This is a genomic window from Streptacidiphilus pinicola, assembly GCF_003258295.1.
GTDB lineage: Bacteria > Actinomycetota > Actinomycetes > Streptomycetales > Streptomycetaceae > Streptacidiphilus > Streptacidiphilus pinicola.
In genome coordinates, this window is sequence record NZ_QKYN01000061.1 from 101,222 (window position 1) to 115,768 (window position 14,547).

Below are 14,547 nucleotides of genomic sequence, written 5' to 3' on the forward strand. Positions count from 1 at the left end.
TCTGCGGTCTCGGGAAGGATCCCGAGTTCACGGAACGTAGTCAGGGCTGTGCCTCTTCCGGATGTGGTGCGGCCGATCGCGGGGCGGCCGGGTACCCGTCTTGGGACGGGCACGCTGACCGCTACCGGTTTGCCTCGCGGCGGCTCACGCGCCGGCTCGTCGGGTGACCGTCCGCGGACGTGTTCGTCCGGGACGCGTCCGCGGGGAGCGGACTCGACGGGGCGCAGAGAGCGGCACTGCATGGGAGGCCCGGCGCGGGACCGCGATGGCGCGGTCTGCGGCGGCCCTCGCTCGGCCACTGCGGGGTCGGTCGGAGCCGATCGTGCGACCGACCGGGCATCCGCGTGCGTGAGGCGCGGCGTTCATCCACCACCGTGTTGGTCGTGAAACACACCGGGCCTCGCTACCACCATACCGTCAAGTCGAAGATCGAACATGTGACGCGGACGACATCGGGCTCCTTCCTGCCCGCTTTCGTGCGTCTCGCGCCCTCCTGGGCCCACTAAGGTGCCGCGTATGGAGACCCCTGAAGCACCCAAGCAGGACGAGACGGACACGGCCGCGTACCCGTCCATCGGCGACTGGGCGAGCTGCTCGGCTGATCCGCAGTACCGCGCGGCTGTCGTCGACCTGCTCGGCGCGCTCGCCTACGGCGAGCTCAGCGCGTTCGAGCGGCTGGCCGAGGACGCGAAGCTGGCCCCCAGCCTGGAGGACAAGGCGGCGCTGGCGGGCATGGCGGCCGCCGAGTTCGGTCACTACCGCGTCCTGTCGGACCGTCTCGCCGGGATCGGTGAGAGCCCGGCCGAGGCGATGCAGCCCTTCGCCGAGGCGCTGGAGTCCTTCCACCGCATGACCGCGCCCGCGGACTGGGAGGAGGGCCTGGTCAAGGCCTACGTCGGCGACTCCATCGCCGCGGACTTCTACCGCGAGGTCGCGGTCCGGCTCGACGACGACACCCGCGAGCTGGTGCTCGGCGTGATGGCGGACACCGGGCACGCCGAGTTCGCCGTCGGCAAGGTCCGCGAGGCGATCGACGCCGACCCGCGCATCGGCGGACGGCTGGCGCTGTGGGGCCGTCGGCTCATGGGCGAGGCGCTGAGCCAGGCCCAGCGGGTCGTCGCCGAGCGCGACGCGCTGTCCAACCTGCTGATCGGCGGCACCGAGGTGCGCGGCTTCGACCTGGTCGAGGTCGGCAAGATGTTCAACCGGATCACCGAGGCGCACACCAAGCGCATGGCAGCGCTGGGCCTGGCTTCCTGAGGAGCGGGCCCCCGGAACGGTGGTGACCGCGGTCAGGCGTGCCGCGGATGGTGCGCTGACCGCTGGTCGGGGCGGGCCAGCAGCGAGACCATCGCCGCGGAGCCCAGCACCGCGCAGACGACGGTCTCCAGGCCGTGCCCGTCGCCGAAGGCGATATGGGCCACCCCGCCCAGCAGCAGCGCTGAGCAGAGCCCGGTCAGCACCGTCACCGGTCGTGGCGCGGGGAACAGGTCGCCCAGCAACAGGACGGCGCCCAGCCCGACGGCCAGTCCGGCGATCGCGAAGGCGATCAGCTCGACGGTCATGGTCACGGCCTCCCTGGCGGGTTGCTGCGGCTTCTCTGTGAGCTGCGTGTGGAACGCGGTCGAGAAAGCCCTACCCACAACGAGGCCGGGACATACCAGGACACGCGGAACGCCCCGCTCCTCCCGGACAACCGGGGTGAGCGGGGCGTTCGTGGTGTTCGCTCAGAGCGTGCCGAAGCCGACCTTCTGACGGGCGGGCTCGCCGATCTCGACGTACGCCAGGCGGTCGGCCGGGACCAGGATCTTGCGGCCGTGCTCGTCCGTCAGCTTCAGCAGCTTGCCGCCGTCCACCGCAGCGGCGACAGCGCTCTCGACCTCGTCGGCAGTCTGCGTGCTCTCGAGAACGATCTCCCGAGCCGCGTTCTGCACGCCGATCTTGACCTCCACGGCTTCGTCCCTCCGGGCCCATCACAGGCGTTTGTCGTTCACACGTGGCCGACCGACCACGTGCCGTACGGCCCACCATACGGCTACCGAGCCGGTCAGCGGGGCCGGTCAGCCAGGGGCGATCAGTGCGCCGAGTCGCCGCCGTGCATCGGGAAGCCCTTCAGGCCCCGCCACGACAGGCTGGAGACCATGCGCACCGCCTCGTCCTGCGGGATGGTCGCGCCCTGGGCGAGCCAGAACCGCGCGGTGATCTGACACAGGCCGCAGACGCCGACGGCGAGGAGCATGGACTCCTCCTCGGGCAGGTCGGTGTCCTCGGCGATCACCTTGCTGACCAGGGTGGCGGTGTCCCGGGTGACGCGCTCGACGCGCTCCCGGACCGCCTCCTCGTTGGTCAGGTCCGACTCGAAGACCAGCCGGAAAGCGCCCGACTCGGAGGAGACGTAGTCGAAGTAGGCCTCGGTGGTCGCCAGCACACGGTTCTTGTTGACCGTGGTCGACTCGAGCGCGGCGCGGATCGCCTCGACCAGGGCCTCGCAGTGCTTGTCCAGCAGCGCGAGGTAGAGCTCCAGCTTGCCCGGGAAGTGCTGGTAGAGCACCGGCTTGCTGACGCCGGCGCGCTCGGCGATGTCGTCCATCGCGGCGGCGTGGTAGCCCTGCGCGACGAAGACCTCCTGCGCGGCGCCGAGCAGCTGGTTGCGGCGGGCACTGCGCGGCAGGCGAGTGCCGCGAGGGCGCTCGGCCGTGTCCTGGATAGCCGTCACGGTGCTCCTCACTCAACGTCTGGTCTTGCGGGCGCCGTCGATCGGGGCGGCGCTTGCGGCCATCCTACTTTCGGGTAATGCCGGTGACTGCAGGTCCGGGCCCGAAAGTCCTGGCCGAGGGTTGTGAGGATTCCACAAGGATCCCGTCACCGGTACTCGTCTTCGTCGATTCGGACCTCGACCTTCTGCTCGGCCGTGTCCGCTTCCGGCGACTCCAGCGCGAGATCGTCCTCGGTGAGGCTCTTCAGTTCCTCCCCCTCGCCGTTCCCCTCCGGCTCGACCTCCGGTCGCTCGTCCGCCTCCGCGACGTCCAGGGAGTCGAGCGCGGCGTCGTTGACCTGGGACATGGTGTGGCCTCCCTGAGCGTGGTTCTGTGAGGTCCGCGTAAGTCTTCCGGTGCTCTCGGAGCATCGCCCTCTTAGCATCGTCCCCATGAGTGGACTGCGCGAGACATTCGAGGCCGAGATCGCCAGGGGCGGCGACGCGCCGGACGGCGACGGCCTCCACCCGGTGCAGGTTCCCGGCAGCCCGCTCTACGCCGAGGCCCAGCCGCCGAGCCGGTCGGGGCTGCCGCCGGCCCTGTTCGTCCACGGCCTCGGCGGGTCCACGCGCAACTGGGAACTGCTGATGGGCGGGCTGGCCGACGCGGTCGACGGCCACGCCGTCGACCTGCCCGGCTTCGGCCAGTCCCCGCCGCCGGACGACGCGGACCTCTCCCTCGACGCGCACATGCGCGCCGTCGTCGACCACCTCGAACGCAGCGGTCGAGGCCCGGTCCACCTCTTCGGCAACTCCCTCGGCGGCGCCGTGGTCACCCGGCTCGCCGCGCTCCGGCCCGACCTGGTGCGCACCCTCACCCTCATCTCGCCCGCCCTGCCCGAGCTGCCACCGCAGACCACCGCCTGGCCGACCGCGATGCTGGCGCTGCCCGGCGCGTCCGGCGTCGTCCGCCGCGTCGCGCGGGGCAGCAGCTTCGAGTCCCAGACCCAGGCCCTGCTGGAGCTCTGCTACGGCGACCCCGGCAACATCCCGCCGGAGCGGCGCGCGGTCATGGTCTCGGAGTACCGCAGGCGGGCGCAGCTCCCGTACGCGCTCGACGTCCTCTCCCGCAGCGCCCGCGGCATCGTCCGGGCCTACACCGAGCGCGGCGCGCACTCGCTGTGGCGGCAGGCCGAACGCGTCACCGCGCCGACCCTGCTGGTCTACGGCCTGAAGGACCGGCTCGTCGGCTACCGCATGGCCCGCCGCGCGTCCCAGGCCTTCGCCGACTCCCGCCTCCTGGTCCTGCCCGAGGCCGGCCACGTCGCGATGATGGAGTACCCGGACCTGGTCGCGGCCCGCGTCGAGGACTTCCTGACGGAGGTCGCGGGCGGGTTGCACCTCCAGGAGCGCGAGGCTCCGCCGATGCGCGACTCCGCCGCGTGGACGCGACAGCCGCCGGCTTAGTCCGGGAGGTGGCCCACCCCGGCCTTCGGCCCGAGGCACCCCGTGGGTGGTTGCCGCGCCCATGCGGCGGAGCCCCGCGCCCCCGGCGCGCGCAGCAGGCTCGCGGCCGCGTCGTGTGTGCGATTCCCGGGGCTTCACTCCTTCGGGTGGTAGGGGGCCGGATGGCCGACTGGGTGTCGGTGGCGCGCCGTAGTTTCGTTCCGTCGGCCGAACACGCGTCCCCGCTTCGGGGTTAACCGCGGTCGGCGAGTGCTGGTGGGGGAGCCTGCGGCCGGACGGGCCGCTCCGCGGCTGTGTGCGCACGGTCCTCCCCGATTGTCGTCGTTCCTGTCGTCGTCAGCTTCCGGACGGAGGTCCCATGCGCATCGCACTGGTCACTGAGAGTGTCGCCTCCGTCGCGTGGAGCGACCGACTGATCGCGTCCCTGCCCGAGCACGAGTTCGTCCGGGTCTCCCCGGCCTCGGCCGAGCGTCCGCGCTCCGCCCCGCCGGTGGCCGCGCGCAGACGACGCGTCCTCGCCGCCTACGGGGAGCTCGTCCGGTGCCTGGTCGAGCCGCGCGCCGCGGGTGGCTTCGGCGAGGCACTGGGCGCCCTGGTCGACGAGGTGCGCGGCGGCGGCCTCCCCGCCCTGCTGCGCTCCGGCGCGGCCCTGCGCACCCTGGAACACACCTGGTTCGGCTCCACGGCGGCCGCGGTCGCGGCCGGGCCGGGGGACGCGGGGCTCCCGCTCGTGCAGGACGCCCTGGTGGCGACCGACCTGCTGGAACGCGCGCTGCGGCCGCTCACGCTGCCCTGGTTCGGCGCGCGCGGCGCGCTGGCCGGCACCGACGTGTGCCACGTCGTCGACGGCCCCTCCGCCCTGCTCGCCGGCCTGGTGGCCAAGCGACGCCTCGGCCTGCCGCTGCTGCTCACCGAGCACAGCCTGCACCTGCGCGAGCGCTACCGGGGCTACCGCGACTCCCGCTACCGCTGGCCGGTCCGCTCGCTGCTGCTGGCCTTCCACCGGCTGCTGGCGCAGGAGGGCTACGCCCAGGCCGGGGTGATCACCCCGGGCAGCGCCTTCGACCAGCGCTGGCAGGAGTACTGCGGCGCCGAGCGCGAGCGGATCCGGGTGGTCTACGAGGCCACGCCGCTCGCCGAGGAGGCGCCGGTCGGCGCGGAGCCGGAGCGGCCGACGCTCGCCTGGCTCGGGCCGATAGAGCCGTCGGGCGGGCTGGAGTCGATGATCAGGGCCTTCGCCCTGGTCCACGAGGAGCTGCCGAGCGCCGTGCTGCGGGTCCACGGAGAGGCCCCGGCCGGGGCCGCCGCCTACGAGGAGCACTGCCGCGCGCTCGCCCGCCGCCTCTTCGGCGCCGAGGCCGTCGCCGCCGTCTCCTTCGACGGCTGCCCGCCGCGGCTGCGCTCGGTCTACGAGCACGCCACCGTCCTGGTCTTCTCCGGCAGCGCGGGCGTGCGGCCGCAGCTGCTGGCGCAGGCTCAGCTCAGCGGTCGGCCCGTGGTGGCCGCCGACGCCGGCGCGGCGCGCGAGGTGCTGGGCCCCACGGGTCTGCTGGTCCCGGTCGGCGAGCCCGCGCCGCTCGCGGCGGCCTGCAGCGCGCTGCTCGGCGACGAGGAGCGACGCGAGCGCCTCGGCCACGCCGGGCGGCTGCGCGCCCAGGAGCTCTACGCCGTCGAGCCGGCCGTCGACGCCTTCCGGACGCTCTATCTGGAGCTCGCTGCCGAGCTGCCCGCCCCCGCGCCCGAGCGCACCGGTCAGCCCTTCGCCCGTCCCGCCGAGTACTGGGTCGGCGCCTTCCCGAAGGGGGTGCCCGCCCGATGAGCCCTCGTCATGCCTCGCGCGGCGGTCACCCGCCCCGCCACGGCGGCAACACGGCCGGGCAGCACGCGTCCGCCACCCGGTCCACGCCGGGGCCGGGCCGCCACGCCGGGTCGCCCCGGCCCGCACGCTCCGCCCCGCCGGCCCGGCCGCGCACCGCCGCGGATCCGGTCCAGGCCCTGATGGAGCGTCACCAGGAGCTCTACGCGGACGCGGTCGACCCGCTGGACATCGCCGAGGGCCTGGAGCGTTCGGGCGTGGGCCCGCAGACCGCCGGCCGCTACCGACACGGGGACGTCTTCTCGCTGGCCGAGGAGCTGCACGTTCGGGTGCCGCGGCGCGCCGTCGAGCCCCCGCCCGTCGTGGGCGCCTGGCAGCGCAGGGCCACGCCCGCGGTCGCCGCCGGGGCCGCGTTCGCGGCGGTGGCCCTGCTGCTCTGGGGTCTGCGGGCGCTCGACCTGCCGGTCCCGCCGGGCGCGCAGGTGGCGGTGTTCACGGCCGTCGCCGTGCCCACGGTGGGCCGGGGCCTCCCGCTGCCCGAGCGCGCTCTGCTCGCCCTCGGCGTCGGCGGGGTGCTCGCCCTCGGCCAGGGCGCGGGTCCGCCGCAGCTCGCGCTGGCGGTCGGCGTCGGCGCGGCCGAGTGGTGCGCCCGCTGGTACCGCCACCTCGGCGCGGGCCACGTCCGGGCCCGGTCCTCCCGCGAGTTCCGCTCGCGGATGCGGCCGGTGCTGCCCGCCGTCGCCCTGGTGTACCTGGCCGTGTTGGCCGGGCTCACCGCCGCGGCGCTCGCCCTCCCAGCCGCAGTGGCCGGTCCCGGCGCGGCGGCCCAGGTGGCTCACGCGGCGCATGCGAGCTACGCCGCGCAGGCCGGCTGGAGGAGCCAGGGGGCGGTCTGGGCCGCCCAGGGCGGGGCGGGCGTGGCGCTGCTGCTCACCCTGCTGCTCCGCCACGGTGACCGCACCCCGACCGGGCTCGCCGCCCTCGCGGCCGCCTGCGGCTGCGTCGGGCTGGCCCGCGTGGTGCCGCCGCACCCCGATCTGACGACCTGGGCCTGCGCCCTGACGGCGGGATCCCTCCTGCCCTACGCCTGGATCACGCTCCTCAGTCCGGCAGCCCACCGCCCCCCGCCCGCCGGTCCGGATGTCACGGACGCGGCCGAGCCGGGCCCCTAGAGCCTGCGCCGCCAGGTCTACCGCGCCCGTCCACCCGACCGAGCAACGAACCGCACTACGTACGGAAGGACCACCTGATGAGGGTGCTGCTGCTGGGCGCCGACGGCTTCATCGGCCGTCGCGTCGCCGATCGACTCTTCGCCGACCCGGAGCTCCAGGTCACTGTCCTCGGTCGGCGCGACTCGGCGGACATCCGCTTCGACCTGGCCGCCGGCAGCCCCGGTGCGCTGGCCCGGTTCCTCGACGCGGTCATGCCGCGGGTGGTGGTGAACTGCGCGGGCGCCACCTACGGCAGCCCGCGCGACCTGGTGCGGGCCAACACCCAGGCCGTCGCCACCGTCTGCGAGGCCATCCGCCGCAGCCACGACCCGGCCCGCCTGGTCCACGTCGGCTCCGCGGCCGAGTACGGCCCGGTCCCGATCGGGACGGCGACGGCGGAGACCGCCGAGCCGCGACCACTCGGTCCCTACGGGGTCACCAAGCTGGCCGGGACGGAGCTCGCGCTCTCCTCCGGGCTGGACGCGGTGGTACTCCGCATCTTCGACGTGGTCGGTCCCGGCGTGCCCGCGGGCTCGCTCTTCGGGCGGCTGTCGGAGGGGCTGCGGCGGGCGCTGGAGCGCGGCGAAGCCCACGTCCGTACCGCGGATCTGTCCGCATTCCGAGACTTCGTCGACGTCCGCGACGTGGCCCGCGCCGTCCAGTCGGCCGCCGTCTCCGCCGCGACGGGCGTGATCAACATCGGCGGCGGCGCCGGCGTGCGGATGCGCGACGCGGCCGGGCTGCTGGTGCGCGCCTCCGGCTTCGAGGGACGGCTGATGGAGGAGTCGCGCGGCCCGATCTCGGGTGCCGACGCCGCCGACCGCCCGCTCGAGGTGCTGTGGCGCCAGGCCGACATCCGCACCGCCCGGGAGCGGCTGGGCTGGCGTCCGCGCGTGCCGCTGGAGGAGTCGCTCGCCGACATCTGGATGGAGACCGCCTGCCGCGTCTGACCAGGGTCGGCGTCTGACCAGGGGCGCGAGTGAGGTGTCTCACCAGCGTCTCACCAAATGTCTCGCACATTGGACCGGGGGCTTCGGAATAGCCGCGCGCGTGGCACTGTTGGCCAGGGAAACACATCGCCTGACCACCACCGGAGTCCCCCGTGTCGCTGCCACCCCTGGTCGAGCCCGCTGCCGAGCTCTCCGTGGACGAGGTCCGCAGGTACTCCCGCCACCTGATCATCCCGGATGTCGGGATGGACGGGCAGAAGCGGTTGAAGAACGCAAAGGTGCTCTGTGTGGGCGCCGGTGGCCTGGGCTCGCCCGCGCTGATGTACCTCGCCGCCGCGGGTGTCGGCACGCTCGGCATCGTCGAGTTCGACACCGTCGACGAGTCGAACCTGCAGCGCCAGATCATCCACGGCCAGTCCGACGTGGGCCGCTCCAAGGCCGAGTCCGCACGTGACTCGGTCAAGGAGATCAACCCCTATGTCAACGTGATCCTGCACGAGCAGCGCCTCGACGTCGACAACGTCAAGGAGATCTTCGCCCAGTACGACCTGATCGTCGACGGCACGGACAACTTCGCGACCCGCTACCTGGTCAACGACGCGGCCGTGCTGCTCGGCAAGCCGTACGTCTGGGGTTCGATCTACCGCTTCGACGGTCAGGCCTCGGTCTTCTGGGCCGAGCACGGCCCCTGCTACCGCTGCCTCTACCCGGAGGCCCCGCCGCCGGGCATGGTCCCCTCCTGCGCCGAGGGCGGCGTGCTGGGCGTGCTGTGCGCGTCCATCGGCTCCATCCAGGTGACCGAGGCCATCAAGCTGTTGGCCGGCGTCGGCGAGCCGCTGGTCGGCCGTCTGATGATCTATGACGCCCTGGAGATGCAGTACCGCCAGGTCAAGGTCCGCAAGGACCCGAACTGCGCGCTCTGCGGCGAGAACCCGACGGTCACCGACCTCATCGACTACGAGGCCTTCTGCGGCGTCGTCTCCGAGGAGGCCCAGCTGGCCGCCGCGGGCAACACGATCACGCCGAAGCAGCTCAAGGAGTGGCAGGACACCGGTGAGGACATCTTCCTCATCGACGTCCGCGAGCCGGGCGAGTACGAGATCGTCAACATCCCGGGTGCCACCCTGATCCCGAAGAACGAGTTCCTGCTCGGCAACGCCCTCGAGAAGATGCCGCAGGACAAGAAGATCGTCCTGCACTGCAAGACCGGCGTCCGCTCCGCCGAGGTCCTGGCCGTCCTGCACTCCGCCGGCTTCGCCGACGCGGTCCACGTCGGCGGCGGCGTCATCGGCTGGGTCAACCAGATCGAGCCGGAGAAGCCCGTCTACTGACAGCGGGTCACCCGACTGCGACACGAGCGCCGATCATTCCCCGCACTCGCGGGGAATGATCGGCGCTCGTGTCGTTGCGGGCCTCGTGACAGCGCTGCAGCGCTACAGCGCGCCCTTGCGCTGCAGGTGGCTGAAGCAGCCCCAGCCCGGGAGGACCGGGAGCCAGAAGGTGAGCAGACGGAACATCAGCACAGCCGGGCCCGCGATCGCGCCCGGCACGCCCGCCGCCGAGGTGAGCAGCAGGATCAGCGCGCCGTCGATGGTGCCGATGCCGCCCGGCACCGGGACCGCGGACCCGGCCGCGTTGCCCGCCAGGTAGACCACGGCGACCGCGGCGAACCCCGCCGAGCCGCCGAAGGCCAGCACGCAGGTGTAGAGGCAGGCGATGAACGCCAGCGAGACGAGGATGATGCCGCCGAAGCCGGTGGCCAGCTTGGACGGGGTGCGCAGCAGGTCCAGCATGCGCGGGATCACGCCGATGAACAGTGTCCGCAGCTGGTGGAAGACCCAGCGGCGCAGCTGCGGGATCGCCGTCACGATCAGCACCACGACGGCCGCCACCAGCAGCACCGTGATCACGGTCCGCGCCGAGGGCACGTCGGAACTGCTGGCCGAGCCGGCGATCAGACCGAAGCCGAGCAGCAGCAGGATGTGCATGCCCAGGCCCACCAGCTGGGAGGCGCCGACGCTCGCCACGGCCTGCCCCGGGCGGACCCCGCAGCGCTGCAGGAACCGAGCGTTCAGCGCCACGCCGCCGACCGCGGCCGGGGCGACCAGCTTCACGAAGGACCCGGCGACTTGCGCGGCGAAGGTCCGCCAGAACGGCAGCTGCTCCGGCACGAAGCCGGCCAGGCTCATCGCGGCGCCGACGTAGCTGGCCACCGAGGCGCCCACCGCGATCGCGATCCAGCCCCACTGCGCGTGCGCGAGCTTGGTCAGCGGGTTGTTGGTGAGCTGGCCGACCAGCAGATAGGCGGCGAAGGCGCCGGCCACCAGACTGATCAGGGTCTTCGGCCGCAGACGCTCCAGCTTGGCGGGCTCGACCGGCGCGGCCGGCACCAGGGCCAGGATCTGCTCGCGGATCAGCGAGAGCAGGTCCGTCGGGTCCGGGTGCGCCTCCAGCGCCTCCTCGACCTTGACCCCGGCGGCGATCTTCGCGTCGCGCTGGGCCTGCACCGCGGCCTTGGCCTGCCGGTGGTAGACCTTCAGGTCCTGCCGGGTCGAGCGGCTCAGGCCCACCGGCTGCAGCATCGGCAGCGAGGCGGCGGTCCGGTTGGTGCCCAGCGCCTCCGTCGCGGACGCCACCGCGCGCTCCGGGCCGACGCGCAGCGCGAAAGTGGTGAGCAGTTGCGCCACGTCCATGCGCAGCGCCAGGTCGCCGGCGGCGATGTCACCGCCGGACAGGTTGACCAGGCAGGTGCCGCCGTCCTCGGTGACCAGCAGCGCCTTGGCGGTGAGCTGGCGGTGGGCGATCCTGCGGTCGTGCAGCGCGCGGACGGAGGTCCAGGCGTCGGCGAGGATCTTGTCGGTGATCTCCTCGTCGGCCAGGTCCGCGAAGCCGCGCCCCTCGATCCGCTCGTAGACGAGAATCACCGCGTCCGGACCCAGCTCGGAGGTGGCGATCAGGTGCGGCGAACGGGCGCCGGCCGTGTTCGCCGCGTAGGCGATCAGCGCCTCCTGCTCCAGTGCCTGGCGCAGCGACTGCGGGCTGGAACGGGTCGCCACGGCGCGCAGCCGCAGCCGTCGCCAGAGCCGGTAGAAGAAGCCGGACGCCTGCTGCTCCCGGTCGATGACGTGCACGTCGAGCGGCGGGCCGACCTGCTGCACCACCAGGTAGCGGCGGGTGCCCTCGGGGCCGTCGGGGGAGCGGTGCGCGGTGATCGGGTCGAAGCCGACCTTGCGCAGTCCGGCCAGCAGGTGCTCGCCGGTGGGCCGCACGTTGGGGCTGCCGACGGCGTAGAGGGTGCCGTAGGCGACGGTCAGGCCGAGCAGGATGGTGATCGCGATCGAGAGCGGGGTGGTGTTCCCGCCCACCAGCTCGGAGAGGCTGTCCAGGAGGACGACCACCCAGAGCGCCACCCGCCAGCGTGGTCGGCTCGACATGCCGACGGCGGTCATGTAGGCGATCACCGGCGTGAGGTAGCCGTGCACCGGGTCCGAGGCCGGACTGCCGTTGTGCGACACCATGAGCGCACCCTGGATGGGTGCCGACGCGGCCCGCAGCACCCACAGGTCCACGCCCAGCGAGATGCCGTGCGCCAGCACGGCCGCGAGCACGCCGTCGGCCACGCGCAGTCCGTCGCGTTTGATCAGCCGCTCGACGGCGAACGCGACCGGCACGATCAGCACGGCGGCGGTGGAGAAGAAGCTGGTCAGCGTGACCAGGAAGCTGGGCAGCCGGTTGGCGCCGGAGTTGATGTCGGTGGTCAGTCCGTTGGTGGTGGACTGGGCGATGCTGGCGAGCACCAGCACGGCGCCGATCCCGAGCACGCCGAGCAGGAAGCGCAGCAGGTCGGAGGGCCGGTGGGCGCGGGCGGGCAGCAGCGGTTCGTTGACCGCGAGGGTCACCTCGTCCGGGCCCGGTCCCTCGAACGCGTCGCTCTTCTCGCCCGGCTCGTCCTGCTTGCCGTTCGCCTCGTCGTCCGCCCTGTCCTCCGCCTCTCCTGTCGCCGCCACGGCGGAGGAGGAACGCTTCACCAGATCGACGGGGGGTGGGGGCTTCGGGGCCTCCTCGGCCGGTTCGGGCTCGGGTTCGGACAGGTCCACGGGGTCGCCGCCCTCGGATTCGGGCATGCTTCGGGGCGCGTCGGCAGAGCCCGCCGCGCTCGTGGCCCTCGGTCCGGTCATCGCTCCCCGTGTGCTTTCTGTCCGTCCGCCTGCCGTCGTCCCGTCATCAGGGCCCCTCAGGTCATTCAAGGGTGGCATGGTCGGATCGAGCGCGCGGCGGTGAGGTGTCCCCGTGCCGACCCTCGGCGGATGCTACATTCCCCCGGCTGGGTGAGCGAGGACGTTCCCCGCCGTCGTCCCCCGAGGGTGTCGCGCTTCCGCACGCGTTGTCGGAGGCGTGCGACAGAATGCGGGTTGTGAACGAAGAGGCCGCTGAGTCGGAGCTTCCCCCCTACGCCGAGCGCGTCCTGGACGTGACCGAGGGCATTCCGGCTGGACGGGTGATGACCTACGGCGACGTCGCCGAATACCTCGGCGAGGGCGGCCCGCGGCAGGTCGGGCGGGTGATGGCGCTGTACGGCGGCGCGGTCCCGTGGTGGCGGGTGATCCGTTCGGACGGACGGTTGCTCCCCGGCCACGAACTGCGCGCGCTGGAGCAGTACCGGGTGGAGGGCACGCCGCTGCGCGAGGTCGCCGGGCAGCACATGCCGCGCGTCGACCTGCGCCGGGCCCGCTGGGACGGACGCGCGGACCGAGGCGGTGCCACAGGGGCGTGACGCGTCCCACGGATCCGGCGATTCGGGAGACAGGGGCGGGGCTGTCGGGGCAGGATCGTAGGCTCGCTACCGGACGGAGCGCCTGAGGCGCCCTGCCCGTGTGCCGACTGCTCCACCTGTTCTTCTCCCTGGACCGCCATGACCACCTCCCTGCCCGCCGGCGCCTACCGCCTGGTGCGTGAGCCGGTCACGCCTGCGGTGCCGCCTGCCCTGGACGCGTACCAGCGGTCCGTGGTGGAGCACCGCGGCGGGCCGCTGTTGGTGCTGGCCGGTCCCGGCACGGGCAAGACCACGACGTTGGTGGAGGCGGTGGCCGCCCGGATCGCCGAGGGCGTTCCGGCGGAGGAGATCCTCGTGCTCACCTTCAGCCGCAAGGCGGCGGTGGAGCTGCGGGACCGGATCACCGCCCGGGTGAACGTGCCGGGCGCCGGCCCGGACAGAGGAGCGGTCGGGGGCGGTGCGGCGGTGCCGCAGGCGACGACCTTCCACTCCTTCTGCTACGCCCTGCTCCGCGCGTACCAGGAGCCCGACCACTACGCCGAGCCGCTCCGCCTGCTCTCCGGCCCCGAGCAGGACGTGCTGGTCCGCGAGCTGCTGACCGGCGGCGCCGAGGACGCCCGTGCGGGCGTCGCGGGAGGGCCGGGCTGGCCGGGCGAGCTGCGGGCCGCGCTCACCACGCGCGGTTTCGCGGACGAGGTCCGCGCCGTGCTGGCGCGCGCCCGCGAGCTGGGCCTGGGGGAGACGGAGCTGGCCCGCTTCGCCGAGCGGGTCGGCCGCCCCGACTGGCACGCCGCGGCGGCCTTCCTCGCCGAGTACCTCGACGTGCTGGACGGTCAGGACCTGCTCGACTACGCCGAGCTGGTCCACCGCGCGGTGCTGCTGGCCGAGCGCCCGGAGGTCGGCGGGCAGCTGCGCCGGACGTTCCGGGTGGTCTTCGTCGACGAGTACCAGGACACCGACCCGTCCCAGGTCCGGCTGCTGCGCGCACTGGCCGGGGGCGGCCGGGAGCTGGTCGCCGTCGGCGATCCGGACCAGTCGATCTACGCCTTCCGCGGCGCGGACGTGAACGGCATCCTCGACTTCCCGCACGACTTCCCGCAGGCGGACGGCCGTCCCGCCCCGATCCGGGTGCTGCGCGTCTCCCGCCGCGCGGGCCGCCGACTGCTGGCCTCCAGCCGGGTGCTGGCCCAGCGCCTCCCGTCCGGCCGCCTCCCGGCGGCGGCCCTGGCGGCCCACCGCGACCTGACCCCCGCCCGCGAGGGCGGTTCCGTCGAGGTGCTGACCTTCCCCACCCCCGGCGCGGAGCTCGACAACATCGCGGACCTGCTCCGCCGCGCGCACCTGGAACAGGAGGTCCCCTGGTCGGAGATGGCCGTCCTGGTACGCGCCGGCTCACGCTCACTGCCGGGCCTGCGCCGCACGCTCACCTCCGCCGGCGTCCCGGTCGAGATCGACGGCGACGACCTCCCGCTCCACGCCGAGCCCGCGGTTGCCCCCCTCCTCACCGCCCTCCGCCTCTGCGCCCTCTCCGCCACCCGCTCCCGTCGCCTCGACCGCACCCCCGACGCCCCCGACGCCGCCCCGATCCCGCACCAGCCCGGCCCGCCTGACGACGCCTCCGGCGAACCGCCGGT

At 73.6% G+C, this 14,547-nt stretch carries 13 protein-coding genes; 8 read left to right on the forward strand and 5 right to left on the reverse strand.

Going from position 1 to position 14,547, the window contains the following annotated elements:
- Positions 1-516: 516 nt before the first annotated feature.
- Positions 517-1,260: a ferritin-like fold-containing protein gene (locus tag DN069_RS16045; RefSeq protein ID WP_111501664.1), complete on the forward strand. Its 744-nt coding sequence runs from the start codon at positions 517-519 to the stop codon at positions 1,258-1,260.
- A gap of 32 nt (positions 1,261-1,292) precedes the next feature.
- Here DN069_RS16045 and DN069_RS16050 read toward each other — a convergent pair whose 3' ends face one another.
- The 4 genes from DN069_RS16050 to DN069_RS16065 form a co-directional block, all read right to left on the reverse strand.
- Complete coding sequence (locus DN069_RS16050; protein ID WP_111501665.1) at positions 1,293-1,565, reverse strand: hypothetical protein; 273 nt, start codon at positions 1,563-1,565, stop codon at positions 1,293-1,295.
- Positions 1,566-1,727: 162 nt separating this feature from the next.
- A complete protein-coding gene (locus DN069_RS16055; protein ID WP_111501666.1) occupies positions 1,728-1,952 on the reverse strand; it encodes a DUF3107 domain-containing protein in 225 nt (74 codons plus the stop codon).
- 122 nt (positions 1,953-2,074) lie between these two features.
- Entirely contained in the window at positions 2,075-2,716 is a 642-nt protein-coding gene (locus tag DN069_RS16060) for a TetR/AcrR family transcriptional regulator (RefSeq protein WP_111501667.1), read from the reverse strand.
- Between the two features lie 146 nt (positions 2,717-2,862).
- Complete coding sequence (locus DN069_RS16065) at positions 2,863-3,063, reverse strand: hypothetical protein (protein WP_111501668.1); 201 nt, start codon at positions 3,061-3,063, stop codon at positions 2,863-2,865.
- An 85-nt stretch (positions 3,064-3,148) separates the two neighbouring features.
- On the opposite strand from DN069_RS16065, the gene DN069_RS16070 reads away from it, so the two are divergent.
- From DN069_RS16070 to moeZ, 5 genes are all read left to right on the forward strand, one after another.
- Positions 3,149-4,162: an alpha/beta fold hydrolase gene (locus DN069_RS16070; RefSeq protein WP_111501669.1), complete on the forward strand. Its 1,014-nt coding sequence runs from the start codon at positions 3,149-3,151 to the stop codon at positions 4,160-4,162.
- A gap of 358 nt (positions 4,163-4,520) precedes the next feature.
- Positions 4,521-5,981 (forward strand): DUF3492 domain-containing protein, encoded by a 1,461-nt coding sequence (locus DN069_RS16075; protein ID WP_111501670.1) that lies wholly within the window; start codon positions 4,521-4,523, stop codon positions 5,979-5,981.
- Positions 5,978-7,150, forward strand: a complete 1,173-nt coding sequence (locus DN069_RS16080; RefSeq protein ID WP_133259938.1) for a hypothetical protein — start codon at positions 5,978-5,980, stop codon at positions 7,148-7,150. The genes DN069_RS16075 and DN069_RS16080 overlap by 4 nt, the downstream gene beginning before the upstream one ends.
- A gap of 77 nt (positions 7,151-7,227) precedes the next feature.
- Positions 7,228-8,139: an NAD-dependent epimerase/dehydratase family protein gene (locus tag DN069_RS16085; RefSeq protein WP_111501672.1), complete on the forward strand. Its 912-nt coding sequence runs from the start codon at positions 7,228-7,230 to the stop codon at positions 8,137-8,139.
- A gap of 152 nt (positions 8,140-8,291) precedes the next feature.
- Positions 8,292-9,470 (forward strand): adenylyltransferase/sulfurtransferase MoeZ, encoded by a 1,179-nt coding sequence (gene moeZ / locus DN069_RS16090; protein ID WP_111501673.1) that lies wholly within the window; start codon positions 8,292-8,294, stop codon positions 9,468-9,470.
- A 102-nt stretch (positions 9,471-9,572) separates the two neighbouring features.
- Here moeZ and DN069_RS16095 read toward each other — a convergent pair whose 3' ends face one another.
- A complete protein-coding gene (locus DN069_RS16095; protein ID WP_243639288.1) occupies positions 9,573-12,263 on the reverse strand; it encodes a lysylphosphatidylglycerol synthase transmembrane domain-containing protein in 2,691 nt (896 codons plus the stop codon).
- Between the two features lie 290 nt (positions 12,264-12,553).
- Here DN069_RS16095 and DN069_RS16100 point away from each other — a divergent pair, with 290 nt between their 5' ends.
- Together DN069_RS16100 and DN069_RS16105 are read left to right on the forward strand one after the other, a co-directional pair.
- Positions 12,554-12,913 carry an MGMT family protein gene (locus DN069_RS16100; RefSeq protein ID WP_424556288.1) on the forward strand — a complete coding sequence of 120 codons (360 nt, stop codon included), beginning with the start codon at positions 12,554-12,556 and terminating at the stop codon, positions 12,911-12,913.
- Between the two features lie 138 nt (positions 12,914-13,051).
- Positions 13,052-14,547 (forward strand): ATP-dependent helicase (locus DN069_RS16105; protein WP_133259939.1); only part of this gene is annotated, 1,496 nt, incomplete at its 3' end.

What these genes read in the sequence shown, in the direction of transcription:
- DN069_RS16045 (WP_111501664.1), top strand. Translation starts at nt 517, where the DNA reads ATGGAGACCCCTGAAGCACCCAAGCAGGACGAGACGGACACGGCCGCG.
- DN069_RS16050 (WP_111501665.1), bottom strand. Translation starts at nt 1,565, where the DNA reads ATGACCGTCGAGCTGATCGCCTTCGCGATCGCCGGACTGGCCGTCGGG.
- DN069_RS16065 (WP_111501668.1), bottom strand. Translation starts at nt 3,063, where the DNA reads ATGTCCCAGGTCAACGACGCCGCGCTCGACTCCCTGGACGTCGCGGAG.
- DN069_RS16070 (WP_111501669.1), top strand. Translation starts at nt 3,149, where the DNA reads ATGAGTGGACTGCGCGAGACATTCGAGGCCGAGATCGCCAGGGGCGGC.
- DN069_RS16075 (WP_111501670.1), top strand. Translation starts at nt 4,521, where the DNA reads ATGCGCATCGCACTGGTCACTGAGAGTGTCGCCTCCGTCGCGTGGAGC.
- DN069_RS16080 (WP_133259938.1), top strand. Translation starts at nt 5,978, where the DNA reads ATGAGCCCTCGTCATGCCTCGCGCGGCGGTCACCCGCCCCGCCACGGC.
- DN069_RS16085 (WP_111501672.1), top strand. Translation starts at nt 7,228, where the DNA reads ATGAGGGTGCTGCTGCTGGGCGCCGACGGCTTCATCGGCCGTCGCGTC.
- DN069_RS16095 (WP_243639288.1), bottom strand. Translation starts at nt 12,263, where the DNA reads ATGCCCGAATCCGAGGGCGGCGACCCCGTGGACCTGTCCGAACCCGAG.